This window comes from Streptomyces sp. NPDC005374 (genome assembly GCF_042872225.1).
In the GTDB taxonomy this organism is placed as follows: domain Bacteria; phylum Actinomycetota; class Actinomycetes; order Streptomycetales; family Streptomycetaceae; genus Streptomyces.
In genome coordinates this window covers 1049070-1074105 of record NZ_JBIAKA010000001.1, presented here as the reverse complement: position 1 = coordinate 1074105, position 25036 = coordinate 1049070, and the positions used below count along the sequence as shown (strand labels likewise).

Annotated in this window: 26 protein-coding genes; 9 read left to right on the top strand and 17 right to left on the bottom strand. The window is 67.4% G+C overall.

Features of this window, described 5'->3' with window-relative positions; translation table 11 throughout:
* Nucleotides 1-218: 218 nt before the first annotated feature.
* From ACFYRX_RS05030 to ACFYRX_RS04990, 9 genes are all read right to left on the bottom strand, one after another.
* Entirely contained in the window at nucleotides 219-3047 is a 2829-nt protein-coding gene (locus ACFYRX_RS05030) for a TrlF family AAA-like ATPase (protein WP_389096695.1), read from the bottom strand.
* 334 nt (nucleotides 3048-3381) lie between these two features.
* A complete protein-coding gene (locus tag ACFYRX_RS05025) occupies nucleotides 3382-4167 on the bottom strand; it encodes a phosphotransferase (RefSeq protein ID WP_389096693.1) in 786 nt (261 codons plus the stop codon).
* 19 nt (nucleotides 4168-4186) lie between these two features.
* Nucleotides 4187-5095: an aldo/keto reductase gene (locus tag ACFYRX_RS05020; RefSeq protein ID WP_389096691.1), complete on the bottom strand. Its 909-nt coding sequence runs from the start codon at nucleotides 5093-5095 to the stop codon at nucleotides 4187-4189.
* Entirely contained in the window at nucleotides 5092-5298 is a 207-nt protein-coding gene (locus ACFYRX_RS05015) for a hypothetical protein (protein ID WP_389096689.1), read from the bottom strand. Before ACFYRX_RS05015 ends, ACFYRX_RS05020 begins: the two co-directional genes overlap by 4 nt.
* The gene (locus ACFYRX_RS05010; protein WP_389096687.1) at nucleotides 5295-6287 is read right to left on the bottom strand and encodes a cupin domain-containing protein; all 993 of its coding nucleotides are present in this window, start codon (nucleotides 6285-6287) and stop codon (nucleotides 5295-5297) included. Before ACFYRX_RS05010 ends, ACFYRX_RS05015 begins: the two co-directional genes overlap by 4 nt.
* Nucleotides 6288-6303: 16 nt before the next feature.
* Nucleotides 6304-6447: a hypothetical protein gene (locus ACFYRX_RS05005; RefSeq protein WP_389096685.1), complete on the bottom strand. Its 144-nt coding sequence runs from the start codon at nucleotides 6445-6447 to the stop codon at nucleotides 6304-6306.
* A gap of 294 nt (nucleotides 6448-6741) precedes the next feature.
* Nucleotides 6742-6951 carry a hypothetical protein gene (locus tag ACFYRX_RS05000; protein ID WP_389096683.1) on the bottom strand — a complete coding sequence of 70 codons (210 nt, stop codon included), beginning with the start codon at nucleotides 6949-6951 and terminating at the stop codon, nucleotides 6742-6744.
* Nucleotides 6952-6974: 23 nt separating this feature from the next.
* A complete protein-coding gene (locus ACFYRX_RS04995) occupies nucleotides 6975-7430 on the bottom strand; it encodes a hypothetical protein (RefSeq protein ID WP_389096681.1) in 456 nt (151 codons plus the stop codon).
* Nucleotides 7430-7846: a hypothetical protein gene (locus ACFYRX_RS04990; RefSeq protein ID WP_389096679.1), complete on the bottom strand. Its 417-nt coding sequence runs from the start codon at nucleotides 7844-7846 to the stop codon at nucleotides 7430-7432. Before ACFYRX_RS04990 ends, ACFYRX_RS04995 begins: the two co-directional genes overlap by 1 nt.
* A gap of 120 nt (nucleotides 7847-7966) precedes the next feature.
* On the opposite strand from ACFYRX_RS04990, the gene ACFYRX_RS04985 reads away from it, so the two are divergent.
* Genes ACFYRX_RS04985 through ACFYRX_RS04975 form a run of 3 tightly spaced genes read left to right on the top strand, consistent with a single transcriptional unit; the run spans nucleotide 7967 to nucleotide 10450 of the window.
* Nucleotides 7967-9010, top strand: a complete 1044-nt coding sequence (locus ACFYRX_RS04985) for a helix-turn-helix domain-containing protein (RefSeq protein WP_389096677.1) — start codon at nucleotides 7967-7969, stop codon at nucleotides 9008-9010.
* A complete protein-coding gene (locus ACFYRX_RS04980) occupies nucleotides 9007-9696 on the top strand; it encodes a YdcF family protein (protein WP_389096675.1) in 690 nt (229 codons plus the stop codon). Before ACFYRX_RS04985 ends, ACFYRX_RS04980 begins: the two co-directional genes overlap by 4 nt.
* 28 nt (nucleotides 9697-9724) lie before the next feature.
* Nucleotides 9725-10450 carry a WbqC family protein gene (locus ACFYRX_RS04975; protein WP_389096940.1) on the top strand — a complete coding sequence of 242 codons (726 nt, stop codon included), beginning with the start codon at nucleotides 9725-9727 and terminating at the stop codon, nucleotides 10448-10450.
* Nucleotides 10451-10469: 19 nt separating this feature from the next.
* On the opposite strand, the gene ACFYRX_RS04970 is transcribed toward ACFYRX_RS04975, so the two are convergent.
* The 7 genes from ACFYRX_RS04970 to ACFYRX_RS04940 form a co-directional block, all read right to left on the bottom strand.
* Entirely contained in the window at nucleotides 10470-11639 is a 1170-nt protein-coding gene (locus ACFYRX_RS04970) for a helix-turn-helix domain-containing protein (protein WP_389096673.1), read from the bottom strand.
* A complete protein-coding gene (locus tag ACFYRX_RS04965; protein ID WP_356381486.1) occupies nucleotides 11626-12435 on the bottom strand; it encodes a hypothetical protein in 810 nt (269 codons plus the stop codon). Before ACFYRX_RS04965 ends, ACFYRX_RS04970 begins: the two co-directional genes overlap by 14 nt.
* Nucleotides 12436-12635: 200 nt before the next feature.
* The gene (locus tag ACFYRX_RS04960) at nucleotides 12636-14327 is read right to left on the bottom strand and encodes a relaxase/mobilization nuclease domain-containing protein (RefSeq protein WP_389096671.1); all 1692 of its coding nucleotides are present in this window, start codon (nucleotides 14325-14327) and stop codon (nucleotides 12636-12638) included.
* On the bottom strand, nucleotides 14324-14974 hold the full coding sequence (locus ACFYRX_RS04955; RefSeq protein ID WP_389096669.1) for a MobC family plasmid mobilization relaxosome protein: 651 nt from the start codon (nucleotides 14972-14974) through the stop codon (nucleotides 14324-14326). Before ACFYRX_RS04955 ends, ACFYRX_RS04960 begins: the two co-directional genes overlap by 4 nt.
* 127 nt (nucleotides 14975-15101) lie before the next feature.
* Complete coding sequence (locus ACFYRX_RS04950) at nucleotides 15102-15872, bottom strand: DUF2637 domain-containing protein (protein WP_389096667.1); 771 nt, start codon at nucleotides 15870-15872, stop codon at nucleotides 15102-15104.
* A 193-nt stretch (nucleotides 15873-16065) separates the two neighbouring features.
* Complete coding sequence (locus ACFYRX_RS04945; protein ID WP_389096665.1) at nucleotides 16066-17325, bottom strand: DUF3631 domain-containing protein; 1260 nt, start codon at nucleotides 17323-17325, stop codon at nucleotides 16066-16068.
* Nucleotides 17326-17461: 136 nt separating this feature from the next.
* Nucleotides 17462-17704, bottom strand: a complete 243-nt coding sequence (locus ACFYRX_RS04940) for a helix-turn-helix transcriptional regulator (protein ID WP_389096663.1) — start codon at nucleotides 17702-17704, stop codon at nucleotides 17462-17464.
* Nucleotides 17705-18168: 464 nt separating this feature from the next.
* On the opposite strand from ACFYRX_RS04940, the gene ACFYRX_RS04935 reads away from it, so the two are divergent.
* Nucleotides 18169-18483, top strand: coding sequence for a helix-turn-helix domain-containing protein (locus ACFYRX_RS04935; RefSeq protein WP_389096661.1), 315 nt, complete (start codon nucleotides 18169-18171; stop codon nucleotides 18481-18483).
* Nucleotide 18484: 1 nt separating this feature from the next.
* Entirely contained in the window at nucleotides 18485-19810 is a 1326-nt protein-coding gene (locus tag ACFYRX_RS04930) for a tyrosine-type recombinase/integrase (protein WP_389096938.1), read from the top strand.
* Nucleotides 19811-19877: 67 nt separating this feature from the next.
* Here the strand turns inward: ACFYRX_RS04930 and ACFYRX_RS04925 are convergent, their stop codons facing one another.
* A complete protein-coding gene (locus tag ACFYRX_RS04925) occupies nucleotides 19878-20534 on the bottom strand; it encodes a hypothetical protein (protein ID WP_389096660.1) in 657 nt (218 codons plus the stop codon).
* A gap of 353 nt (nucleotides 20535-20887) precedes the next feature.
* Between ACFYRX_RS04925 and hemL the strand changes: the two genes are divergently transcribed.
* The 4 genes from hemL to ACFYRX_RS04905 all read left to right on the top strand — a co-directional run bounded on the left by hemL (nucleotide 20888) and on the right by ACFYRX_RS04905 (nucleotide 25035).
* Nucleotides 20888-22207 carry a glutamate-1-semialdehyde 2,1-aminomutase gene (gene hemL / locus ACFYRX_RS04920; RefSeq protein ID WP_389096658.1) on the top strand — a complete coding sequence of 440 codons (1320 nt, stop codon included), beginning with the start codon at nucleotides 20888-20890 and terminating at the stop codon, nucleotides 22205-22207.
* A complete protein-coding gene (locus ACFYRX_RS04915; protein WP_389096656.1) occupies nucleotides 22204-22893 on the top strand; it encodes a histidine phosphatase family protein in 690 nt (229 codons plus the stop codon). The genes hemL and ACFYRX_RS04915 overlap by 4 nt, the downstream gene beginning before the upstream one ends.
* Before the next feature lie 189 nt (nucleotides 22894-23082).
* Nucleotides 23083-24360: a polysaccharide deacetylase family protein gene (locus ACFYRX_RS04910; protein ID WP_389096654.1), complete on the top strand. Its 1278-nt coding sequence runs from the start codon at nucleotides 23083-23085 to the stop codon at nucleotides 24358-24360.
* 66 nt (nucleotides 24361-24426) lie between these two features.
* Complete coding sequence (locus ACFYRX_RS04905; RefSeq protein ID WP_389096652.1) at nucleotides 24427-25035, top strand: TlpA family protein disulfide reductase; 609 nt, start codon at nucleotides 24427-24429, stop codon at nucleotides 25033-25035.
* The last annotated feature ends 1 nt before the right edge of the window (nucleotide 25036 follow it).

Sequence of the window (25036 nt, the reverse complement as noted above, 5' to 3'; positions counted from 1 at the left end):
CACGGCCGTCTCGACGCTGGGAGCGCTTGTGACTGCCGTGCATGATCATCGCCCGCAGGTGCCTGGATTTACGTTTCACACTACGCAGTCATTTATGGAAGCGGACGTATGGGGAGTCACAGCAGTCTCGTTCGCAGCATCGGGGATTCTGAGGTGACCTGGGACTTCACCAGTGGGCGGACCAGAGGTTGGAACCATTGCGGAAGCTGGTTTTACTGTCAGCCGTGTAGAGCGGCTCGGTAGGTGCTGAGCTCGTTGTTGTAGCGGCGCTCCCGGGACATGAATGCTGCGGTTCCACCCTCCAGGATGTCCTGGATGTCATGGCGGACCTTCGTCACTTCGATGGGGCCCACGTGCTCCTGCTCTTGGTACCCCTCCGGACCTGTCTCCGAAGCGCTGGTCTTGATTCGGATCCGGGAGCCGTCGTTTTCGAGGACGATCACCCGCTCCGCGTCAGCGTTTACAGGGATGTTGGCGTTGTGGGTGATCACGATGACCTGGCGGTGCCACCGACTCTTCCTGATCTCGGGGACGATGAGCTGAGAGATCCACGCAGTGTCCAGGTCATCCTCGGGCTGGTCTAGCACGAGCGGTTCCGTCCCATGGTGTAGGACGAAGCTGAGCATGGCCGCGCTGCGCTGGCCTGGTGAACCGGTGGTGACGGACTGCCAGTCGGCGTCGTTCTCGGCCTTGCCGCCGTCCCGCAGGAAGTACATCACCACTGCGTCGTCCGGGAAATTCATTGCGAGGCGGATGCGTTGTGTCGACTCTAGCTTCGCTAGTTTGCTCCACCATGTGGCCTTGCCGCCGGCCTCTTGGCGCAGTTGTGTGAAGTTACAATTCAGCAGGGACTGGCGCCAGAGTTCCTGACGGCGTTGCCCGTCGTTGAGTGGCGCGCTCCAAAGCCACTCGGCCAGAGCCGGGATGTCGTCGACGAACCCGTCAGATCGCACGCCGAGTTGACTACGCACATCCTGTACCCAGCTGGTGCAGTTACCGTGCGGGACCACCTCGAAACGCAGTGAACCGCTGCGCTTGGCCACTTCGGCGAACAGCGTCTCCCGCCGCCGACGCCGGCGTTCGTACGTGTGCTCCAGGTCGGACCACGCAGCTTCCTCCGAGCTGCGTAGCCCAGGGGCAGAGGCTTCGTCCTCCTCAAGCTCCCGCAGGATTCCCTGCACGGAGTTCAGCGCCTCGGTAAGCGAGAGGTAGGCCGTGGGCTCCACGCCGAGCAGGCTCAAGCGCTGCTGGAACTCGATGATTTTCGTGTCCGCGCGCTGCACCCGATCGGCCCAGACTCCTGTCTGCTGCCGCTGGCGGTTCTGCGCGAGTGCCTCCTTCGCCGCTATGACACTGGTTCCGACGGTCCGGTTGAGCTCGTCACGGATCTGGGCAAGTTCCGCGTACAACTGCCGGGGCTCCTCGTCCAACCCTGTTGGAGGCTTTGGCAGTGCGGCTTCCAGGCGTTTGATCGTCGCCGCGCCAAGTTCGTCGACTGCGGCTTCGAACCGCGCGGTGTCGGCGCCGAGTCTGGCGTGGTCGCGCCGGATCCGCTCGCTTTCCAAGCGGGAGCTTTGGCTCTCAGCATCCCCGAATGCCTCAATTTGATGGAGGAGTTCGTCGTGCCGGGCTTCCTGTGAGGGGCGCTGAGCGAGCCGCGCCTCGACGCTGATGCGCTTAGCGACTCTCGTCAAGCACTGTGTCCGTACCGCGTCCAACTCGATCGCGAATCCGCCCGGAGCGGCTGCGTCAGCCTCAAGAGCCGTATCAACGAGGCTCAACAGGTGCTTAGATGCGGCGAAGCGGTCCGCGCGGTCATGAGCGGTCCGTTCGAACAGCTCCTTCTGGCTGAAGACACGCATCGGGAAGTGTGTCGGCAACTGCACGCCGTTTCGCTCCGTGCGTGAGCCCAACGGGGAGCTCCATAGCGCAGTCTGCTGCTCCCGAGAGATGGCGAGCCTGTGCTGTGCGGTCAATCGTGCTTCGCTGAAGACGCCATCGACGAAGGCGGTCGCCTCGTGCTCGATGGAGTCCGGAAGGCTCTGGGTGCTGCCGTACAGCTGTCGCAAGGCGGAGACCACGGTTGATTTGCCGGCGCCGCGGCCTCCGATAATGACGTTCAGCCGTGGGTCGAAGGAGATCCGTAGCGGCTCTATGGAGTTGCCCAACGTGCCACCGAGTTCGATATTCCCCACCCAGGCGTGGTCGATGACATTGGGGTCTGGGTTCGCGATCAGCCGCGGATCCCAGCTCGGCATGATGCGGGCGTCGTGGTCAAGAAATGCCTGGCGCAGTGACTCTTTCGACGGGGTGTCCATCCGGATCCACGTGAAACGCGACCCCAAACCCTCCAGGCTGTAGGCGTCTGACGTTGCGAGAAACGGCATGCGGGCAAGACACGGGAATCCGCCAAGAGCCCGGTTGAGGAACTGGGCAACGAAACCCTTCCCCGCGCGCCGCTCCTCTGTTACCTCGCCGGGGTCCACCGCGCCGAGCCGGTCGTGATGAAGTGCCTTCCAACGCAGATCCCCGCGCACGGTCTTTCCCGACGCGAGACCGTTTTCGGTGAGCACGTGCGGAGCAATAGCCAGCCACTGATCAGGAAGGTCATCCAGGATCTGATTGACCGTCCGGGGAGCTGGTGCGGGATCATTCGTCCTCGGGTTCAACCTCGGATGGTCATCTTCGAATCCGCAAGTGCGAGCAAGTAGCACATTGATGTCCTGCTCTGTACGGTCCAGGTCGCCGATCAGTACCAGGTGAGCCCCGTCCGACCCAGAGGCCGTCGTCACCTCGACGCCAGGGAACACGACGATGTCGTACTTGCGTCCCGCGGCCTCCATGACAGGCAGCCATGCACCGGTGTTGTGGTCCGCCAGTGCGATCACCTCGATGCCGCAGTCGCGGAGCCTCTCCATGTAGGCGTCCGCGAAGAGGGCCCTGTCCTCCTCCAGGGAGAAGTCGTATGAGCTACCTGCCGGTAGTTTGAACTTCCATGCCGGTGTGGCCACTTGAAGGTCACACTTGTACCAACGGGACGCCGTCATCACCGCTCTCGACGGGGCACATGGGCATTCTGTGTGCCGGATGGGACAGGAGCCCATTGTGCGGCAGTAGAGGCCGAGACGCCGTCGCTTTTGCGTAATCCTTCGGGGTTGTCTGGCCTGCTCTGCCCCGGATTGAAGGAAGACGGTACGTCCTGGCCTCCCTGGGCAGTACGGGGTGAGGCGTAAACCAGGAACCTGAGGTCCCCCTGTGCGGGAGTGGCTGCCTAGCTGGTCAGAGCGGGTTGAGGTGGGTTCAGGTTCGCCTGCGAAAACACCCTAAATCACTGGAATTCAGAGCCGGTTTGAAGAGCGCTATTGGCTGCTGACGAGCCAGTCAAGCAAGCTCTGCACCCAGGGCCCGGAGCGTGGGCACCAATTCAGGATGGTCTCCACGCGAGGCTGACTGCAGCAGTTCGGTGATGACGATGATCTGCGCGACGCGTCCGGGTTCTGTCTTGAGTACGGGGAAGGCGTCCCGGACACGTTGGATGAATCCCGGCACGAGCAGGGAGTACGCCAGCAGCATGGCCGCGTCGTAGCCGGCGGGCGCTTGGCCGAAGCCTTCCCAGTCGAGGAGGTAGGGGGTGGTGTTGGTGAGGTTGGCGGTGTGCAGGTCTCCGTGGGCCGTCGTCCAGTCCGTGATGCGGGGGCCGGGGATGCCGAGGAAGCGGGGGACGCTGCGGTCCACCCACTCCTGGCGTACGGCCACGCGGTCCGTCGGGACCCTGCTCACGTAGTCCAGGTCCGCTCGGAGCGAATCCCACCACGAGACCGGCGGATCGGGATCCGTGTGCAGGACTGGGCTCGGAGAGACAGCGGGTTCGGTGACGTACTGGTGCAGTTCCGCGCGGTAGGCGTGGCCGTCGCTCCTCGCCTCCGAGGTGTCGTACAGCAGCGGTTTGCGGACGTGCCGGTCGAACAGGGCGGCGGCCTGGCCGTTGCCCTCCCAGATCCTCCCGGCCGCCTTGTCCTCGGGTACCGAGAGCAGCCTCAGCCAGCAGACTCCGCGGTTCGGGTGCTGGACGCGGCTGCTGATGGTGCGGCCGTACCAGCCCCAGACCTCCGGACCGACGACTGTGGTGTTCAGCGTCTGCGCGGCCTGGACGAATGCTCCGTGCATGCGCTGTTGGTCGGCGGGGTCAGTCGGCGGCGAGTACATCCAGCACCTTTCGCAGCGTGGGGACTGGGATGGGCGGGCTTCGCAGAGCCGTTTGCGCCTCGGCCCAGTGTGCCGGGGTGGAGGTGGAGAGCAGAATCCGTGTTACTCCCGGGCACGAGGCCGTGGCGAGGAGGCATGCCTGGGGGACGGTGAGATCCGGGCTGAGGAGCTCGGTGAGTTCGGGTGTGGCCAGGTGGGGAAGTTCCCCGCCGAACAGGGGTGCTGAGGCGTACACCTGCCATCCGAGTTCGGCTGCCTGGGCGATGGGACCCTCTCCGTCTAGGGCTTGGGCGAACGCGGTGGCGGTGACGAGGGATACGGGCAGTTGGATGGCTCGCAGGTGGTGGTGTTCTGTGCCGGCGGCTTCGGCCGCCAGTTGGTGCAGGGAGGGGATGCTCAGGGCGCCGGTGTCGAAGCCGTCCCAGGTGGCGACGCCGTACGCGCTCAGGGCGCCCGCTGCCGCTTCTGCTTCGAGGGCGGTGAAGGCTTCGCGCAGAGATTCGTACGGGTCGCCTGGGAGCCGTTCGGGGTTGTGGGTGAAGACGAGGTCCAGGTGGGCGCGGCCGAGTTCGGTGCGGTTGCGGGAGCACTGCCAGTGGACGTACGGGGTGCTGAGGCAGTGTCCGTGTTCGGCGGCATCGGTGGTGAGGGCACCGTCGGCGACGGCGTCCTTGATGGCCCGGTAGGTGAGGAATCCGACCTTCGTGGAGACCGGGACGCGGTGCTGGATGAGAACCGGGGCGAGTAGCGACTGGGCTTGTCCGTTGAGGTAGTTGGGCGCTGTGTCGATCCATGCGGTGGTCGGGTCGGTGGCTGCGCGGATGACGGCCTCGGACAGTGCGGACGGGTGGATGCGGTGGGTGCCCAGACCGAGAGACGGGATCGTCATCGTCGGTCTCCTTGCACCACTGTGGCTGCTTGGCCGTTGATCAGATCGGAGACGACGGCCGTCACGTCCGCGAGGGGGATTCCGGCTGCCGTGACCAGTTCGCCGAGGGAGACGGTGCCGGGTGCGGCGGACATCAGGCACTGAAGCAGAGGCAGGGCTTCCTTGGCCAACTCCCATTCGTTGTCGCAGGCTCGGAAGATCATCCGTCGCCGTCGGGCGCGGGGCCTATCTGCGCGCGACTGCTGGTCAACTGGATGTGGATGTCCGGGTCTGCAGGGAGTCCGGTGATGTGAGGAAGGCTCGGGCGGAGGCGGGTGAGGTCGGTGCTGTCGCGCATCGCCGTGTAGCGGCCGAGCAATCCGGGGTCTTCAAGGGCGGTGGTGACTTCCTTGCGCAGTCGTTCCAGGTATGTGGCCTGCTGCGCTGCGGTGGCGTGTACGGGCAGGTCTTCGCGCAGGACGTCGTGGCGGCGTAGGTCGTCGGCGAGCCAGGACAGGAGTTGGGCGCCGGTGGTGGTCTGGATGCCGAAGGTGAGGTGGAGGGAGTGCTCGCCTTCGGAGGCAGCCACCGAGTGCCACCAACCGCGCGGGAGATAGAGAATGTCCCCTGGGCGCAGGACCAGTTCCGCGACCGGTTCCTCCGGCGGCGGTTCGGGTTCGTCGGTGTCCTTGTACATGGGGGCGGTGCGTGTGGGGCCGTACAGCTTCCAGCGTTTGGCGCCGTCGATCTGGATGACGACGACGTCGTGGTCGTCCCAGTGCACGCCGAAGCCCTCGCGCGCGGTGAAGGACGCATACAGGTTGGTCTGCACGCCGGTGCGCAGCCACTGCTCCAGTTCCATGGCCGCGCGGCCGATGGGTGGGTGTAGTTCGTCGACGGCGTCGATGACCAGGGAGGCGCCCTCGGCGAGTCGGTCGTGCAGTTCGGTGGGGTGCAGGCGCTGCCACACAGTGTGACGGCGGGTGGTGACGGGAGCGGTGTAGCGGTGGGCGGGCAGCATCTCCCCGTCCGCAGAGAGGCGGAAGCGGGGCGGCTCCAGGCGGTGGGTCGCCAGGATGGTGTTCACGTCGTCCCAGGTGATCAGCTCACCCGGGTTCGGGAGGGCGGCAGGGATGTGGCGGTAGTGGCGGTGGAGCACCTGGGCCAAGAACTCGTCCTGGCCCAGGTGAGCCGCCGGATTCAGCGGCGACAACGCTTCTCCTCCTGGATCAGTCGTTGCCGTCGGTACGGCCGGTGCTGCCACCGTCGGACGGGGTGACGCCCCGCTCGCGGGCGGCCTGGATGCGGCGACGTGCCTTGACCAGCCCGGCCTGGGCCGGTCCGGTCGCCGGGGTGGTGGTGTCGTTCGGCATTGTTCCTCCTGGGGTTCGGGATGAAACGGCATTGCGGACCCGCCCCGGACGGCGCTCGACCTGTCCAGGGCTCGGGCGGTTGATCCGCCCGGGGCGGGGGCTTACGACCCGCCCCTGCCGGGGCTTCTCGGGTGGGGGGAACCTCTCGATCGGCTGCGTCCGGCAGGGACGGGAACTCAGGGGCCGGCTGGGGTGGTGCAGACCGCGACGCCGATCACGAAGCCGCACGAGGCGGCGATCAGCATGATCGGAAGCGGGCCGTGTAGCGCGCCAGTCGACTCACGGCACGGCCTGTCACGGCTTCCACCAGGCCCGCCATGGCCGGGTGATGACCTCCCGGTAGGTGTGGTGCGACGGGTTGCGGCCGCCGTGCCCGAACACCCAGTCCTGTGGTTCGGCGAAGTCGATGCTGGGTGGGGAGGTCTCGCCGCAGACGGCGCATTGCATCGCGTACGTGGTCGGCTCCGCATCCGGCTCCCGGTCGGGCTGGATGGTCCACTCCATGTGACAGATGATTGCGCGGGTATTCACCGGCCTGCCTCTTCGAACTCGGTCTGTCTACGACAGGCGCCGGAGGGCTCCTCCTGGCCGGCGAGGACGTACGGGTGGGACAGCGCGGCGCGGAGGGTGTCGGCGTCCGTGAGGGTGTTGTCGTCGGGCAGTTCGCACCAGCCGCCGAACCAGTCGTCCATCAGCTCCAGGCCAGGGGCCACCAGCCAAGAGTTGCTGGAGAGATGCCGCACGGGCAAGTCGTCCCAACTGCCGAGGGTGCCGGTCCTGATCGCGTAGTAGAGGCGTTCGTTGGGCTTGTCGTACAGTACGGGGCCGATCGTCGCGTCGGTGGCGCGGAGGTGAGCCAAGGCCAGGAAGCCGATGTCCGCGGGGGTCCGTACGAGGTCCCAGCAGTCGCCGACTTGGAGCAGGCGCAGTCCGGGCACATCGTTGACCATGAGGGCGCTCCGCAGCGCTTCGCGTAGGAACATCACGTGCCTCTTTGCCGTTGGAGGTCGGAACTCTTGCCCAGCGAAGGCGCGGGACCAGTGGTCGCCAGGGTGGAACGGACCACGATCAGACGGGTGTTGGTCGCGGTGATCTGCCGCTTCCGCTCGCCGGCGGTCCGCTTGGGGCCGAGATGGCTGAGGACGGGGATCACGGCGCCGTAGGTGTCGGGGAGTCCGAGGGCGTCGAGGAGACCGACGAAGGCGGGGGAGCGGACGGTTACGGTCGCCTCGCGGTCGGTGAAGACCCCGCACAGGGTCAGTTCGTGCCGTCGGCAGTACTCGGTCAGGCAGTCGACCAACGCCGCATGGCGGGCCTGTCCACCGGTCACATGGCGTATGTAGCCGAAGACGTGGGGGCCGGTGACCGGGCGGCGTTCCGTGATGAGTTCCTCGTCCATGCCCATAGCGTCGGCCAGTGCGAACGGCCTCGAAATGACCTGCTGTTGTACTTCCGTTGCACTTCTCGCCCTGCGCCGTCACGGAGGGTGCTTACATACGTGACGGAGGGGAGGTCAGCCGTGGTCAGCGTGCAGCAATGGACAGGCCGGGAGGCGAGCGCTCTGCGCGCTGCCCTGCGCATGAGCACGCGCGCCTTCGCCGAGCACCTGGGCGTCGCCCTGCGTACGGTGGCCAAGTGGGAGAGCCTGCGCGCCGGAACGCAGCCGCGGCCCGATACCCAGGCGATCCTCGACACCGCGCTGGCTCGTGCCGATGCTGCAGCTCATGCCCGGTTCGAGGCGGTGCTGGTCCCGGAGCGAGAGAGCGCAAGGCCGGCGGACTACGAGACCTGGACCGAGGACATCGAGCGGGCTGTGGTCTGCATCAGCCGCCAGAACTTCTCCTTCGCCTCCACCTTGTTGAACCGCTGGCTGGGGAGTCACGACCCGCACCGCCTGGACAACAAGGGCCTCTATTTGTACGGCCGTTCACTCGTTCTGCTCGGTGACCTTCAGCGGGACCAGGGCGCGATCCTCGGCCCGCTCTCCGCCCTTCACTCCTACCGCACTGCCCACGGCATGTTCACCGAACTCGACATCCCGCGGCGGGTGGCGCAGATCGAGCTGTCCCTCGCCGTCGTGCAGGAGATGTCCGGTCGGCTCGAAGCCTCCGCCCGCCACTACGAACTCCTCGCCACGGATGAGCGCTTGAGCCCTCGCGACCGCGCCCGCGCCCAGCTCTGGGTCGGTACGGCCCTGAGCAAGGAGGGCGACAACGAGTACGCCACCAACGTGATGACGGCCGCCACCCGAGCTTTCGAGGACCTCGGCGAGCCGGAGGACTGGTCGGTCGCCCACCAGAAGCTGGCCCTGGCCCATCGCGGCGTCGGCGATCTGAAGCAGGCCCTGCATTACATCGACGTCGCGCGTACCACCGGCATGGTCGACTCCCCGATGCAGCGGGTGCGGCTGGACACCGCGTACGGGCACATCCTTCTGTCGGACGCGGCGACCCGGAATGATGGGCTGTCCGTCCTCGATCAGGCGGCACAGGTGGCCCAGCAGTTCGGGCTGAGCCACCAGCTGCGCAGCATCGAGGGCATCCGTAGAGGCCAGCAGGGATGAGTCAGGGAGTGCCAGTGCCGGAGCACCAGCAGCGCCAGATCACCGACGAGCAGTTCCACGACGCGACGTTGATCTGGAACTACCACCAGATGGGCCACGAGCAGCGGCCCTGCTCGGCGGCGATCGGCCTGGGCAGCCACGACCTGGGCGTGGCCACCACTGCCGCCGACCTCTACCGCGCCGACCTCGTCCCCATCGTGGTGTTCAGCGGCGGCAACAGCCCCACCACCCGAGCCCGCTTCCCGCGCGGCGAGGCCGTCCACTACCGCGAGCATGCGCTCGCCCTGGGCGTTCCGGACGAGGCGATTCTGGTGGAACCGAAGGCGGCGAACACCGGCCAGAACATCACCTTCTCCCGCGAGCTGCTGGCCGACGCTGGCGTGGAGGTGGAGTCGCTTCTGCTGATCTCTAAGCCGTACATGGAGCGCCGCTCGTACGCGACCTGCCGCAACCTGTGGCCGGAGGTGGAGGTGGTCTGTGCCTCTGAGCCACTTGAGTTGGACGACTACATCAAGTCCATCGGCGACGAGAAGCTCGTCGTCGACATGCTCGTCGGAGACCTGCAACGGGTGATCGAATACCCGAAGCTCGGCTTCGCCGTTGAGCAGGACGTACCGAAGGATGTCCATGACGCCTACGAGCGCCTTCTGCAGGCCGGATTCGACAGCCGCCTCATCAGCGACTGAATCACCCCGCGTCGGTCCGTCGGACGGGGTGTGTGCGATTCATCAACCGAACTTGTTTCCACGGCTGTCCACATTGGCGAAGCTCTTTGCCGCCGACCGCTGGATCGTCCTCGACGATGTGCAGTTCGCCCGGCGCGACTACCAGCATCGAGCCCGTCTCGCCGCCTTGGACGATCCTGGTCGGCAGCAGTGGCTCACGCTCCCGACGCACCTTCCCCACGGGCGCGCGACGAGGATCAGCCAGGCTCGGCTCGTCGATCCCCGCCGCTCGCGACGGGCGGTCGAACTGCTCGTGCGCCAGTACTACGGCCACAGCCGCTACTGGGATGCCGCGCGCGAGGTCCTAGACGCGGTCTTGTGCATGATCGACACCACAGACCGCGTGGCCGACCTCGCGAGAGCATCGACGATCGCCCTGCTCACCGCTCTTGGCTGGTCAGGAGAAGTGCTGGTGAGCAGTGAGATCTCGACCCGTCAAGGTCGGTCCGAGCGCCTTGCCGATCTCGCCGCAGCCACCAGCAGTACCCACTATCTGTGCGGCACCGGCGGGCTGCGCTACCTCGACGTTGATCCGTTTGATGCCTGCAGCATCCCTGTGCTGCCTTTCCGTACCCCTGTGGATGCGGACGATCCGCTCTGGCAGTGGGCCCGGAGGACCAGCAGCCTCTGGGCCTTGAGCAAGATCGGTCCCGGGGCGTTGGCGAACAGACTGGCTGTCCAACGAGAATCTCGCTTCCTTGCAGCCCAGGCGTAATGGCACACAAGCTGCCCTACTACTGCACGAGGCGTAGGACCGGCCGCTGTTCCTGGACGTCGAGCAGCTCACGAACGCGCTGCGGCGTCCAGGCCAGTTCATGCGCCAGTGTGGCCACTGACAGATCCGCTTCCTTGCGGGCTAGTTCGAAGGCTTGGCGCAGCAGAGAGGGCTGCTCGCCGGCGTAGTTCGATACCGACTCGGGGATGAAGCCGGGCTGGCCATCCAGCGCACGAAGGCGTTGATATGTGCGGCTGGTCGTGGCGTCGGAGATCAGGCCGAGTTCACGGCATCGGTAGACGAGCGAGTGGATGGAAACGCCCCAGACCTGCCTGAGCTCGGCCAGGCGCGCGAGGTCCATCCGCTTGGGCAGGAAGGGAAGGATGCTGTCCTGGGGGGTGAGGAACTCTGCGGCGAAGGCGTCGGCTTCCTTCTCTTGACGGCTGTCACCGGTGGCGTCGCCATGGAGTACGAGGTGCCCGAGCTCGTGGGCGGCCGTGAAGCGATGGCGGTAGATGTCATCGGCCCGATTGGCAGTAAGGACTACAAGCGGCCGTGCCGCCCGAGTGGAGAACGCGTCCACGGTCGCTGCCGAAGGATCGGACGCGGGGGGCATCACGACAACGATGCCGTGGGATTCCATACGTCGGACGAGGTGGGTGACCGGTCCTTCTCCCATACCCCACCGCCGCCGCAGCTCGCGTGCTGCCGCTGCCGGGTCCGTGGGCAGTTCGGCTCCGGGGTGGACCTCACCGCCGGCAAAGCCGGGCAGGTTCACGAGGGGAAGCTGAATCCGTCGTTCGAGGGCGTAGGTGAGTTCCCATACCTGTTCGGCGAAGGCCAGGGCCCGTTCCCTCTGGGACTTCGGCGTGCTGCGCAAGCTGCGGAAGTGGGCCATGGAGGAATCGAGTCGGCTTGCCGGACGGCCGACCAGAAAGAAAGTGGCAGGTACGCCGAGTGATTCGGCAAGACGGGGGATGAGGTCCGGGCGAGGACGGGAAACCCCGGTCTCGTACTGGCCCACGGCCGCCGGGGTCACCCCAAGGGCAGTCGCGACGTCCTTCTTCGTCATCTCGGCCAGCCGACGCGCCTGCGTCAGCCGGGCGGGATCGAAGCCGTCGGAAATGGCGCGGGGCGTTGTGCCCCGCTCCTCCAAGCCCGGAATGAGGTCTTGCTTAATCGTTCGCATCGTCTTCGCTGGTCTGGTCCTCGCGTAGCTCTGCTTCGGTCAGGGGCGGAACGTCGCGCTGCTGATCAACGTTCCCACGCGACGACAGCGTAAGGGTCGGCTCTGCTCCACCGTCGAAGCTCGTCAGCTCCCGCTCGGACGACATCGACTGCTTGGGGATGCTCCTCAGATGCTGCCCGTGGAAGGTGACGGTGTCAGGCAGCGTAAGTGCCTCGGGGAGCGTCGCCCACTCCAGGCGTCGCTCGGCACCCAGTGCGGCCATGCCCCAGTGAGCCTCCAGCAGCTCGGAGGCGTTGCAAGCGAAGGGAACCAGGACCAGGCGTGTGCCAGGCGGCACGGTCGCGAGACCACCTCGTGGCTCCACCACCTGGCCGCTCTCGTCGAGGTCGTCGAAGTCGAATGCGCCCTGCACCTCGGCCGGGTCGGGCGCGAACGTGAACAGCTCCTTCACCAACCGAGACTCACGCGGGATGCGGGCTGTGCGAACGTCCGACGTGGTCTTCGAGTAGAGGAACGGATAGAGCAGGCCGTTTCCGACGACCATGAGCTCGAAGGGGAACCCGAACGGCTTGACGGGAGTGGAGCCGGGCAGATCCTTCAGTTCCTCCCACACTCGCTCGAACTGGCCCTGCCAACGGGCCGAGCCGTAGGTGTGGTTGGTGCGCGAATCGGCCTGTTCCTGCGCGGCCTGGGCGTTGGCCTGCATGTTCCGTAGTGCCTGCCCGAGGCCCATGCGGACTGCGGACGCCTGCTTGCCGAACACCTCGGTCGCCCAGGATGAAAGAGGCACGCTCATGCGGACGACTCCTCTGGTCGGACTTCGCATTGCAGCACTTCACTGCCAGGCGGACTTTAGTTGATGTAGGAGTTTTTGCACAAGCGCTTCTCTGTGGCGCGTGATCTGCTCGATTGCTAGTCGCTTCAGGGTCGATAATCGCCAGTCCATCGCGGATGGTTCATTGGCTCGGAGGCTGCGATCGGGCCGTCAGCCGTAGGTCAGCGGCGGCGTTGGCCACTGATAGCGGACTGCTGCGCGGAAGGCTGCCGTGTCGACGTGAGCGGGATGCGCCGGGTCGAAGCAGAGTCATGAGTTGGTGTGCTGGGTGCCGACGCTGCCGTGAGACGTTGAATGCGCCAGATCAGGACGCGTGCGGCAGAGCCGGCGTCGTCCAAGGCCCGCTGGTCGGCTGCCTGTTGGAGGAGCCGCTCCGGGTCGTGTCCGGCTGCTTCTGCCTCGGCGAGGGTGACTGCGAGGGCGTCGAAGGCGGGGTCTGCGATGACCTGCTCGGCGTGGTCGGGCACGGCCTGGCGTAGGCGGCGGATCTGCCGCTCCACGGCCTGCTGGGGCGGCTGGCGTTGGGCGAGGGCGGCCAGCGGTGCGGCTGCTGCGTGGTCGTAGGCGGCCTGGAGGTGGAGCAGGGTCTGCTGGGTGGCGACGACTTGCTGGTCATGGCGGCGGAGCTGGTGCCAGCGGGCGGCGGCGATGACCAGGAGGATCGCGGCGTCCAGGAGCATCACCAGGATGGCGCCGTCCTTGGGGGCGGGCTCGCGGAGCATCGCCCGCACGGCGCCGCGCAGTGCGCGAGCGTGGTGGTGTTCGGCCTGGATGCGAGAGCGAGTGGCACGCTCGAACGCGGTTGCTGCCTCTCGAAGTTGGGGCCGCAGAGCCTGTGGAGCGAGGAGCGGGAGGGCGTCGAGGGCCTCGCCGAAGGCGGCGAGGTGGGCCTGGGAGGCTTCGTCGTCGGCCTGGGCCAGGTGGTGGGGGATGCGCTCGGTGGCGGCGGTGGCCTGGTGCCACGGGTTGGTCCTGCGCCGACCCGGCTGCCCAGTGGACTGCGGGTAGATGCCCGCCAGACGCTTTTGGATCTTGGGGAAGGACAGGTCCGGGGAGAGTTCGTAGCCGGAGAACCAGACGGGCTCGTGGTCGGCGGTGGTGGTGTCTTTGCTGGCCACCTTGTAGCCCCGCACATCGCCGGAGGGGAAGTACACGACCTCGGCGAGTACGCCGTCGATGTGGCTGAGCAGGTGGACGAACTCCTCCATGCTGGAAGCGGCGGCCACGGCGGTCCGCACTGTGGTGCGCAGACGTTCGCGGGCGGGCTTGTCGTGGCCGGCGCGGCGGGCCTTCTCCTGCTCGGCGCGGGTGGGGCGCTTTGCGGCGGTGCGGTCACCGCGTACGACTTGGAAGAGGCCGTATTCCTTCTCGATGGCGGCGAGTTCGCGGTCGGCGGTGTTGTAGTCGTTCCAGTGGCGTGCGGTGCTCAGGTCGGCGCGGACTTTGGTGGCGGCGATGTGGATGTGGTCGGGGGCGTGGCGGACGGCGACCCACCGGCAGCCGTCCGGGTCGCCGTCGGGCGCGATGCCGGTGGCCGCGACCACCCGGCGGGCGATGTCGGCCCACTCCTCGTCGCTGAGGTGGCGGTCGCTCTCGGTGGCACGGATCGAGCAGTGCCACACGTGTTTCTCGGGGGCGCGGCCCAGTCGCCGGGCCTGCTTGACGTGCAGGTTGAGGTCGGCCACCAAAAGTTTCTTGGTGGCGTCATAGTCGTCCGTGCGGCCGGGGTCTGGGGCGAAGCCGTCCCAGGAGGCGACCAGGTGCGGGTCGGTGTGGTCCTTGGCCTTCTTCGTGTCGAAGAGGTACCGGATCAGTCCCGCGGTGTATTTGCCGCTGCCGATCTTCGCGATCATCGGGCCGCCTTCTTGGTGACGGCCTGGTTCGCGGCTGCCGCGATGTGGCGAACGGTGGCGCCGACCGCGGTCAAGGTGCGCTCGGCCTGGGCCAGAACGGCGGTATCCCCAAGCTGTGGATGACCACCGGAGTTCAGCTTCTTGGCGATCTGGTTGATGTTGTGACCGATCTTGGCGGCCTCGCCACGCAGGGCGGTCAGCTCGTCGATGTAGTCGTCCAGCGGAGTGCGCTGGCCGGGCAGCGTGAGATCACCGTGGATGTGGGCCATGACGACGGCGCCGACGTAGTGGGCGCCGGCGATGTTCAGTGACCGGGCCATGCGCAGGATGTCCTTCTTCTCGGCGACGCTGTAGCGCGCGTCGACACGCTCCTTGCGTTGGCCGTTCGGGTCGGGCTTACGGCGTCGGGCGACACGGTGCAGCGCGGCGGCTTCGGCAGCACGCGGCAGCGGCACAGCGGCGGCGGTGTCGACGGGCTCTTCCCCCTCGTGCGCCCCCTGGTGCCCGAGGTCCTCCGCCACCCCCGGGGCGGAGGCATCCCCGTTGGGCCGGCCCTTGGACGGTCCAGCGGCATACCTTGCTGCGCTGTTGGGGTCGGTGGTCATCTCCTGCTGGGGGGTGAGGATTTCGCGGTACGGGTCGTGCATGGGGGTCTCCGGGGGTTGCTTGAGTGTCGGGCGCTTCGCTGCGCGCGGCTCCCGTGTCCCCGTGCTCGGCTGCACGGGGACACGGGAGTGAGCCCGGGAGGCGGGGCGATCGGCGCGAAGGCAGGGGTCAGGCGGCCCTGGCGGGGGTCGTGTCGAGGTCCCTCTGCTGGGAAGCGGCTTCGTCGAGTTCGGCCTGAAGGAGGTCCTTGAGCTTGTCCGCCTCAGTCCTGCCGATGGTCAAGTCCCTGCTACGGAAGGTGACTTCGATGTGGCGGCGTGAGGCACGCCCTTTGCGCCCCAGCGGCGCAATACGCGCGAGGGCGAGCCGCTCGGGAGAGATCTCGTTGGGCTCGTGATCCTGCGGTTCGGTGGAGGATTGCGAGTCCTCAGCCACTTCGGTGGTGTCCGGAGCCACGTCGGCAGCATCTCGCGCCACATTGGCTGGACCGTGAGCAGCGGCATGGCGGTGGACGACGATGTAGAGGTGGACCGCGCCGGCCAGGGCGAGCGGGGCGATGGCGGACAGGCCGCCGACGGTGAAGTCGTCGAGATGGAGTCCGTTGCGTTGTCGGGTCTGCTGGTTGAGGCGGACGGCATGCAGGGCGTTGGCCCAGATGCTGGTGATGGTGGCGATCCCGACGAGCGCCCACACGTAGAAGCGGGAGTGCAGCGGGGCGTTGCGCAGGATGAGAAGGGCGCCGACGCCGATGGCGATGAACCCGTCGATCACGAGGGGGAAGGCGTAGGTGAGCAGTCCGCGCACGTGGATCGCGACGGCCATCTGACGCAGCGCGTCGTAGGAGAGCGCGAAGCCGATCGTGCCGAGCAGGACGATGCCGAGCCGGATCGCGGCGGTTCCAGGTATCGCGGCGGGCGTGGTGGCGGTGGACGAAGGCACGCGGGGTACTCCAGGCAGGGAACGGTCGGCGGCCACGATCGTGGGGTGACCACTGAGAGGTGCGGTGACTCGTCGCACCCGTCGCATGCCTGGTCAGAGCAGGTACGGGAGCACGGCGTGGTACGGGAGGACCCGTCACAGCCGCACGACCCGTCACGGGGCTGACCTGGGATGCGACGCGTGTGACGGGTGTTTACGGGTGTATGGCCTCCCCGTGGCGAGCGGTCTCGTCACCACGGGTCGGTGTCGGCTCCTCGGGGCAGTAGCGTGCCCAGGCATCGGTGAATTGCAGGTGCGCGAAGCCCCTGGCCTGCCGTCCGCCCTCGAAGCGGAGAACGGCTGCCTGGATGCCGAAGTCCTTGAGTAGGATCCCCAAGTGGCGTGAGGTCAGTCCCGTGTTGCGGTACTCCGCCCACGGGGCCTCCTGGTCCTTGAGGAGTTCCTCCAGCAGGTCCCGGGTGCGCATGATGTCGGGATCGCCGAAGCGCGTGAAGACGCGGCGGATGTCCCGCAGCAGGCGGGTCTTCAGGTTCGACTCGTCGTCCTGGCCCACCTCGGCCGCACACATGATCACGCACGCTTCGCGGGCCCGCTCCGGCCAGGAACCGCCTGCCAGTTCGGCGACGATCACCAGCGGCTCCCAGGTGTCCGCCGCACGGTCCTGTACCGGCATCGGGGGCACCAGGTCGGCGGCGGTGTCGAGCAGTGGGCGAAGCCACGCGGCGAGCCGGTCGCGCACTTCGTGCAGGGCGGGGATGTCCCGGCGGGAGCGGAACTGCTCCACCCGCTCGCCGCCCTTGCGGCGCTGCATGCGGATCACCACCGCCCGATCCATGATCGTGTCCGGCAGGTCCCCGATCCCGGCCAGCGCAGCCATGGCGAAGGTGGGGAACGCCTGCGGCTTGTGCTCCGGCCCGGAGATCCGCAGCGCGGGCCGGTTGCGCTGATGACCGGCGTTCAGCAGACCGCGCAACTCCTCGTTCTTCTCAGCCGCTTTGATGCTGCCGAAGATGGTGTCGGCCTCGTCCACCAGCAGCGTGGGCGGGTCGTCGCCGATGGCGCGGAAGACCACCGCCGGGCTGGTGTTCACGGTGATCAGCGGCTCGTGCACCGTCTCCGTGATCACATCCAGCAGGCGGGACTTGCCGCACCGCTTCGCCGGCCCGACCACCGCCAGGCGCGGCGCGTGCTGCAGTGCGGGCTGGATATGCGCTGCCGCAATCCACAAGGTCACCGCCGTCAGCGCCTCGCTGCTCGGCAGGATCACGTACCGCGCGATGGCTTCCCGCAGCTCGTCCAGCAGCTCCGCGCCGTCTGCGGTCTGCTGCGCTTCCGCGTCCTCGGTTGACGAGGGCTCGGGGTCGGGGTGTGGGCCCTGTCCGGGGGCGGCGACGGACGGCCAGGCGGGCGTCGAGAGTGCGGTGGGGGCGGTGGGAGACGTAGGTTCGTCCACAGGCGTTCCTCCCTGGTGGGCCGGACGGGTAAGGCCCGGCCCACCGGATCGATCATTCAAGGGCGACGGGGCAGGGACACTGCGGCTCTCGGCGGTGGCTCGCCGAGGGCCGTTTCGCAGTCCCGAATGGGCGGCTTCAGACGGCGAGGTCGTACGCGGACCGGGCGTTCACCCAGGCGTCCACCTCGGACCAGCGGTAGCGCAGGTGACGGCCGACCTTGTGCACGTTGGGGCCGATACCCCGGTACTTCCACTGGTAGAGGGTCTTCACCGGCACGCCGAGGTAGGCGGCGACTTCCTGCGGGCCGGCGAGCGGGCCGCGCCTGGCAGCCTCGGCGGTGGCAAGGGCGTTGGTGATGCGGGAAGAGGAATTCGGCACAGGGCTCCTTTTCGGTCTTGGACATCGGGCTTGGACAACACAGCCACACCCCGGGCGGAAAAGTCCAGAGTTGGTTCTCAAACTCTCCAGCACTTCTCGGTGTGACCGGTTGATTCCAAAACGGTAAGGGCGGATCCCCGGTTGCCGAAATCGCTCCCACCGCCGCCGAAATTCCCGCGTCGCAGCAGTCGGTCGAATGGGCGCCCACAGGCGTCGCCACAGCTCACATGTGCCAGAGAGCTGCCATGAAGGGTTACGGCTCCTCCTTCGGGCGGCTAGGTGGAAAATAGCCTAAATCACCCATTTCGTGCGCGCGGAGGAAAGTTAGTGCGACGCTTCGGGGGAATGGTTCGTGATAGGCCGTGAATTGCTGAGACGAACGCCACTCTGCCTCGAACGACTTCTGTAGAGTTTAAGAACCAACTCTTGCCATAACGCCCGGCTGCAAGTTAAAGCTATCTGTCATGGCATCCCGACCTGTCGAAATTGGCCCCGCCGGCCTCCACTCCGCCCGCGCTATTGAGTGCATCCGCCTCACGCGTGGCCTGACCCAGCACCAGCTCGCCGCCCGCTGCACCGCACTGGGCCGCCCGATGACCAACACCGCTCTCAGCCGCACCGAACGCGCCCGCCGCCGCTGCGACATCGACGACCTCGTCACGATCGCCGCGGCTCTCGGTATCGCGCCAGCGGCCCTGCTGCCGTTGTGGGCAGCCCGCGACCCCGCGTCCCACTTCGGCGGGACCCTCGACGACATTCAGGGGGCCCTTCTTGGCTGACGTGTACGACCGCTGGCACAAGTCGCACCCCAACCCCGACGAGTCCGAGTGCAGCGAGCACAAGGGCCGCACGAAGCGGGCCGTCCCCACCGCCGATCACGGCATCGGCAAGCGCTGGCAGGTCCGGTACCGAGACCTGGACGGCCGTCAGCGCAAGGAGAACTTCCACACGAAGGCCGAGGCGGACAACCGCGCCGCCGAGGTCGACGTCGAGATCCGTCGCGGCTCCTACGTCGTCCCGGCCGAGACGAAGCAGACGCTCGGCGCCTACGCGCAGAAGTGGCTCGACGCGAACTCCGTCGGCCCGACGACCGCCCTTCGCTACGAGGCGACCGTCCGCAACCACATCGTCGAGCACCTCGGACGACGCGAACTGCGGTCCCTCAACCAGCCCTCGCTCGTTCAGGGTTGGGTCCGTACGCTCCAGGACAGCGGCCTTGAAGTGTCGACGATCGAGGGCATCTTCGACATCCTCTCCAGCATCCTCGGCGCGGCAGTGGAGGACGGGTTGCTGCCGAAGAACCCCTGCAAGGCGAAGTCGGTCAAGCTACCGACGGCGACCAAGAAGAAGATCATTCCGTGGTCGTTGGAACGCGTACGCGCGGTCGTCGCCGGACTCCCGAAGCGCTTCCAGGCCGGTGGCAATCTCGCTTTCGGCTGCGGCCTGCGCCAGGGCGAGGTGTTCGGCTTCGCAGTCGACGACATCGACTTCAAGGGCGGCTGGATCCACGTCAACCGACAGGTGCGGCTGGTCGGTACGAAGCCTGTCTTCGCCCTGCCCAAGGGCAACAAGATCCGGTCAGTGCCCCTGCCGGCCCAACTTGCCGCCGCCCTCAAGGCCCACGTGAAGGAGTTCCCACCCGTCGCCGTCACGCTGCCCTGGACCAAGCCGGACGGCGAACCGAAGACCTTCCGTCTCCTCTTCGTCGACGAGAAGAGCCGGGCGTACAACCGCAGCGTCTTCAACATGGGTGCCTGGAAGCTCGCCCTGGCTGCCGCCGGTGTGATCCCTCCGCGTGAGCGCGGCGCGCGCTACCTCCAGGCGGCTCCGGAAGACGGCATGCACGCCCTTCGGCACGCCTACGCCTCCGTGCTGCTGGACGCGGGGGAGAGCATCAAGGCGCTCTCCGAATTCCTCGGCCACTCGGACCCGGGCTTCACGCTGCGGACGTACACGCATCTGCTGCCGTCCAGCGAGACCCGCACCCGCAAGGCGATCGACGACGCCCTCACGGAAGCCGAGGCGGAAGGCGACCCGCCTGCCGACCAGGGCACATCAGTGCCCCCGCCGAAACCCATGTGCCCTCAATGTGCCCTGGCCGCCTGACGGCCCCTCTGGGGACATGAAAAAGGCGAGGCCCGAAGACCCCGCCCGAATCCCACGAAACCCCAGGTCAGGGCCACACCAGGCAATAAGGCTGATGCCCCGCCTCATGCAGCCGATGGCTGAAGTCCTGCCATTCATGCAGCAGTTGGTACACGTTGAACGCGTCCCGTGGGCCGCCCCGGTCCGGGACCGTCGACCAGATGAAGGCCGCCGCGCCGACCGCTTCCTCGCCTATGCCGCGCAGCGGGTCCACGACCGTCATGGGGAGTTTGACCACCGCGTAGTCGGGGTGGAGGACGACCAGTTCGAGCGGGGGGACCTTGTTGAGGGGTACGCCTTCTATGCCGGTGAGGACCATGGCCGCCATGGTCTCCGGCTTGATCTTGGTGAACATGCCGCCCATGCCGAGCTCGTCGCCGCCGAGTTCCTCGGGGCGCATCGAGATCGGGACGCGGGCCGCGGTCGCGCCGTCGGGCGCGCCGAAGTACTTGTACGTCACCCCCACCCGACCACCATTCCTGCTTCCCGCCCTCAACCGATCGATCCGACGTTCGATACGTCGCTCGTCGCGTTCCGACTCACCGGCTGTGCTCGGCGCACCGGGTGCGCCGTGTCCCTGTCGGGTTTCGTTGGCCTCTTCCGCCTCGCGTCGGTGCTTCCCCCGTTGGGAACGTCGAGGACCCAGGTCATCGGTCCCCTCGCCCAGTCCGCCACCGCGATGCATATCTCCACCCGACTGCTTTTCTAGGACGCGTGGCCCCCGCCGCGCAACCCGATCATCGTGTCAGTGACCTCCCCCACGGTCGCGCGCCGAAACGTGCGCTGAAACACCTGTCCGCAGGATCTTCGCAGCCTCTGAACGAACGGCTCCGTGCCATCGTCTCCGTGAGCTGTGTGTATCTGCATCCAGTTTCGCAGATCGTCGGGCGCCGGGGGGTTCCGAGGCCTGGCCTACCCTGAGGTAGTCACAGGCAACGAAGCCGGAGAACGGCGCGGAACGCCAGAGAACGGCGGGAACGCCGGAGAACGTCGCAGAACGCCAGAGAACGTCGTAGAAGGTCGGAGAAGTCGCAGGACATGAGTGAATTGCCCTATTCATACGACGCGCCTGTCTCGCAGGCCCTGTTCGACCGCGCCTCGGCGGTCACGCCGGGCGGCGTGAACTCCCCGGTGCGCGCCTTCCGCGCCGTGGGCGGCACGCCCCGCTTCATGGTGTCCGGCACCGGCCCGTATCTGACGGACGCCGACGGGCGCGAGTACGTCGACCTGGTCTGTTCCTGGGGCCCCATGATCCTCGGGCACTCGCACCCCGAGGTGATCGCCGCCGTCCAGGAGGCGGTGTCGAAGGGCACCTCCTTCGGCACCCCCGGTGAGGGCGAGGTCGCGCTCGCCGAGGAGATCGTCGCCCGGGTCGAGCCCGTCGACCAGGTCCGGCTCGTCTCCAGCGGCACCGAGGCCACCATGTCCGCGATCCGGCTGGCCCGCGGCTTCACCCGGCGCACCAAGGTCATCAAGTTCGCCGGGTGTTACCACGGTCACGTCGACTCGCTGCTCGCCGCCGCGGGCAGCGGTGTGGCCACCTTCGCGCTTCCCGACACCCCGGGTGTCACCGGTGCCCAGGCCGCCGACACGATCGTGCTGCCGTACAACGACCTCGAAGCCGTCCACGAGGCCTTCCACCGGCACCCCGGTGAGATCGCCTGTGTGATCACCGAGGCCGCGCCCGGCAACATGGGCGTCGTACCGCCGCTGCCCGGCTTCAACCAGGGGCTCAAGGACGCCTGCGCGCAGAACGGTGCCCTCTACATCTCCGACGAGGTCATGACCGGGTTCCGGACCAGCCGCGCCGGGTGGTACGGCATCGACGGGGTCCGGCCCGATCTCCTGACCTTCGGGAAGGTCATGGGCGGTGGATTCCCCGCGGCCGCCTTCGGGGGACGCGCCGACGTCATGGCGCATCTCGCGCCCGCCGGGCCCGTCTACCAGGCCGGCACGCTCTCCGGAAACCCCGTCGCCACCGCCGCCGGGCTCGCCCAGCTGCGGCTGCTCGACGACGCGGCCTACGTCAAGGTCGACGCCGTCTCCGAGCAGATCCGCTCGCTGGTCTCCGAGGCTCTCGGCAAGGAAGGCGTCGCGCACACGGTCCAGAACGCCTCCAGCATGTTCTCGGTGTTCTTCACCGACCGTCCGGTGCGCACCTACGAGGACGCCAGGGCGCAGGAGTCCTTCCGGTTCACCGCGTTCTTCCACTCCCTTCTGGAGAACGGCGTCTACCTGCCGCCGTCCTCCTTCGAGTCGTGGTTCGTGTCCACGGCCCATGACGAGCAGGCGGTTCAGCGGATCGCCGACGCCCTTCCGGCGGCGGCCCGAGCGGCGGCGGAGGCCACGGCAGCATGAGCACCCCCACCAACAGTGACATCACCGTCGTCCACCTCATGCGGCACGGCGAGGTCGCCAACCCCGACGGCGTCCTCTACGGCCGTCTCGCGGGCTATCACCTCTCCGAGCTCGGGCGGCAGATGGCCGACCGGGTCGCCGAGCATCTGGCCGGCCGGGACGTCACGCAGGTCGTCGCCTCCCCGCTGGAGCGGGCTCAGGAGACCGCCACGCCGATCGCCAAGGCGCACGGCCTGGACATCGCGACCGACGAGCGGCTCATCGAGGCCGAGAACGTCTTCCAGGGCAAGACCTTCGGCGTGGGCGACGGGGCGCTGAAGAACCCGGACAACTGGAAGCACCTCGTCAACCCGTTCAAGCCGTCGTGGGGCGAGCCGTATGTCGACCAGGTCGTCCGGATGAAGGGCGCGTTGGATGCTGCGCGGGATCGGGCTCGGGGGCATGAGGCCGTGCTGGTCAGCCATCAGCTGCCGATCTGGATCGTGCGGTCCTGGGTCGAGAAGCGGCGGCTGTGGCACGACCCGCGCAAGCGGCAGTGCACGCTGGCGTCTTTGACGTCGTTCACGTATCAGGGGGACCGGATCGTGTCCGTGGGATACAGCGAGCCGGCGCTCGACCTCGTGCCGGTGCATCTCCGCGCCGGGGCCAAGCCGGCCAAGGGCAAGAGCAAAGCGTTCGGGGCCTAGCGGTTCGTGGGGGACTGCGGGGCTGTCGTGGCTGGTCGCGCCTACGCGGCGGAGCCGCATATCGATACAGCCCCGCGCCCCTGACGGGGCGCTCTTCTGTTACCGAATCCGGAAACAGCACCGGAACCTTCTCCGCCGTCGTCTCCTCTGACTGGGTGACCACCAGAGAACGTGACGAATCGGGGAAGCATGCACTCTCTCACCCGAAGGGGAGCACTCGGACTCGGCGCGGGTGCCGCGGCCGCCGTAGGACTGTCGGGGTGCGGGACCCTCACTCCGTCGGACGGGGCGACGCATGCCGCGGGTTCCACGCCGAGCGCGACGAAGAAGCCCGTCACCGTCCGCCCCATCGGCGACGGCTCGACCTCCTTCACCGGCAAGCAGCCCCGCCAGCCCGCCAAGCCGGTGCCGCTGGAGCCCGGTCAGACCCCGCCGCAGTTCGTGGTCTTCTCCTGGGACGGGGCCGGCGAGGTCGGCAACGGACTCTTCCCGCGCTTCCTCGACCTCGCCAAGAAGCACGACGCGCACATGACGTTCTTCCTCTCCGGGCTGTATCTGCTGCCCGAGTCGAAGAAGCGGCTCTACGACCCCCCGAACAACGCCCGCGGCGCCTCCGACATCGGCTACCTCACCGACGAGCACGTCAAGGCGACCCTGACCAACGTGCGCCGCGCCTGGCTCGAGGGCCACGAGATAGGCACCCACTTCAACGGCCACTTCTGCTCCGGCCACGGCACCGTCGGCAACTGGACACCGGCCCAGTGGCGCTCGGAGATCCAGCAGGCGAAAGCTTTCGTCAAGGAGTGGCGCACCAACACCGGCTGGACCGACCTGCCCGCTCTCCCCTTCGACTACGAGAAGGAACTCGTCGGCGGCCGCACCCCCTGCCTGCTCGGCCAGAACAACCTGCTGCCCACCGCCCGCGAACTCGGCTGGCGCTACGACGCCTCCTCGCCCGGCGGCCGCCAGGTCTGGCCCGAGAAGAAGAACGGCATATGGGACCTGCCCCTGCAGGCGATACCTTTCCCCGGCCGCAGCTTCGAGGTTTTGTCGATGGACTACAACATGCTCGCCAACCAGTCGATCAACTCGACCAACGCGCCCGCCCACAACTACCCGGCCTGGCGCGAGCAGTCCGCGGGCGCCTACATCGACGGCTTCCAGCGGGCCTACGAGACCAACCGCGCCCCCTTCTTCGTCGGCAACCACTTCGAGCACTGGAACGGCGGCATCTACATGGACGCCGTCGAGCGTGCCTTCACACACATCGCGCGGGAGAAGGAGAAGGGGGCCGACGTCAGGCTGGTCTCCTTCCGGCAGTACGTCGACTGGATGGACGTACAGAAGCCGGAGGTGCTGGCCGAACTCCGCACGCTCGACGTCGGCCAGCAGCCTGCCGGCGGCTGGAAGGAGTTCCTCAAGGCACCCTCCGCGAACACCGCCTCGCCGTCCTCGAACGCCGCCTGAAATGCGGGTTTCCGCCCACAAGGGGGGTGCGCAAGATCCCCGGAACGGGCATGCGAAACTTTTCACATGAGTGCCGCCAGGCCTAGCCGCTCCCGAACCCGTGCCGCCCTGCTCGTCGCAGGTACCGCGGCAGTCGCGCTGACCCTTTCCGCGTGCGGTTCGGGGGGCACCTCGGGGGGCGGCGGTGACACCAACTTCGTCATGGGGACGGACGGCATCTCCACCGCCGACAAGGGAGAACGGGGCACCGCCCCCGACCTGTCCGGCAAGACCGTCGACGGAGCACAGCTCGACGTCGCCGACTACAAGGGCAAGGTCGTCGTCCTGAACATGTGGGGCTCCTGGTGCGCCCCCTGCCGGGCCGAGGCACCCAACCTGGAGGCCGTCTCCAAGGCCCTCAAGGGCAAGGACGTGCAGTTCGTAGGCGTCAACACCCGCGACACCAGCGTCAAGAACGCCCGCGCCTTCGAGAAGGACATGGGCATCACCTTCCCCAGCCTCTACGACCCGACGGGCAAGCTGATGCTCCGCTTCAAGAAGGGCACGCTCAACCCGCAGGCCGTCCCCTCCACGCTCGTCATCGACCGGGACGGCAAGATCGCCGCCCGCTCGCTGGCCGCGCTCAGCGAGAGCAAGCTGCGCAAGATGATCGACCCGGTCCTCGCGGAGAAGTGAC

What these genes read in the sequence shown, in the direction of transcription:
- ACFYRX_RS04990 (WP_389096679.1), bottom strand. Translation starts at nt 7,846, where the DNA reads ATGGACGAGGAACTCATCACGGAACGCCGCCCGGTCACCGGCCCCCAC.
- ACFYRX_RS04925 (WP_389096660.1), bottom strand. Translation starts at nt 20,534, where the DNA reads ATGCATCGCGGTGGCGGACTGGGCGAGGGGACCGATGACCTGGGTCCT.
- ACFYRX_RS05005 (WP_389096685.1), bottom strand. Translation starts at nt 6,447, where the DNA reads ATGCCGAACGACACCACCACCCCGGCGACCGGACCGGCCCAGGCCGGG.
- ACFYRX_RS04955 (WP_389096669.1), bottom strand. Translation starts at nt 14,974, where the DNA reads ATGCACGACCCGTACCGCGAAATCCTCACCCCCCAGCAGGAGATGACC.
- ACFYRX_RS05015 (WP_389096689.1), bottom strand. Translation starts at nt 5,298, where the DNA reads ATGATCTTCCGAGCCTGCGACAACGAATGGGAGTTGGCCAAGGAAGCC.
- ACFYRX_RS04910 (WP_389096654.1), top strand. Translation starts at nt 23,083, where the DNA reads ATGCACTCTCTCACCCGAAGGGGAGCACTCGGACTCGGCGCGGGTGCC.
- ACFYRX_RS05030 (WP_389096695.1), bottom strand. Translation starts at nt 3,047, where the DNA reads ATGACGGCGTCCCGTTGGTACAAGTGTGACCTTCAAGTGGCCACACCG.
- ACFYRX_RS05000 (WP_389096683.1), bottom strand. Translation starts at nt 6,951, where the DNA reads ATGGAGTGGACCATCCAGCCCGACCGGGAGCCGGATGCGGAGCCGACC.
- hemL (WP_389096658.1), top strand. Translation starts at nt 20,888, where the DNA reads ATGAGTGAATTGCCCTATTCATACGACGCGCCTGTCTCGCAGGCCCTG.
- ACFYRX_RS04980 (WP_389096675.1), top strand. Translation starts at nt 9,007, where the DNA reads ATGAGTCAGGGAGTGCCAGTGCCGGAGCACCAGCAGCGCCAGATCACC.
- ACFYRX_RS04905 (WP_389096652.1), top strand. Translation starts at nt 24,427, where the DNA reads ATGAGTGCCGCCAGGCCTAGCCGCTCCCGAACCCGTGCCGCCCTGCTC.
- ACFYRX_RS04965 (WP_356381486.1), bottom strand. Translation starts at nt 12,435, where the DNA reads ATGAGCGTGCCTCTTTCATCCTGGGCGACCGAGGTGTTCGGCAAGCAG.
- ACFYRX_RS04935 (WP_389096661.1), top strand. Translation starts at nt 18,169, where the DNA reads ATGGCATCCCGACCTGTCGAAATTGGCCCCGCCGGCCTCCACTCCGCC.
- ACFYRX_RS04915 (WP_389096656.1), top strand. Translation starts at nt 22,204, where the DNA reads ATGAGCACCCCCACCAACAGTGACATCACCGTCGTCCACCTCATGCGG.
- ACFYRX_RS04995 (WP_389096681.1), bottom strand. Translation starts at nt 7,430, where the DNA reads ATGTTCCTACGCGAAGCGCTGCGGAGCGCCCTCATGGTCAACGATGTG.
- ACFYRX_RS05020 (WP_389096691.1), bottom strand. Translation starts at nt 5,095, where the DNA reads ATGACGATCCCGTCTCTCGGTCTGGGCACCCACCGCATCCACCCGTCC.
- ACFYRX_RS05025 (WP_389096693.1), bottom strand. Translation starts at nt 4,167, where the DNA reads ATGCACGGAGCATTCGTCCAGGCCGCGCAGACGCTGAACACCACAGTC.
- ACFYRX_RS04960 (WP_389096671.1), bottom strand. Translation starts at nt 14,327, where the DNA reads ATGATCGCGAAGATCGGCAGCGGCAAATACACCGCGGGACTGATCCGG.
- ACFYRX_RS04970 (WP_389096673.1), bottom strand. Translation starts at nt 11,639, where the DNA reads ATGCGAACGATTAAGCAAGACCTCATTCCGGGCTTGGAGGAGCGGGGC.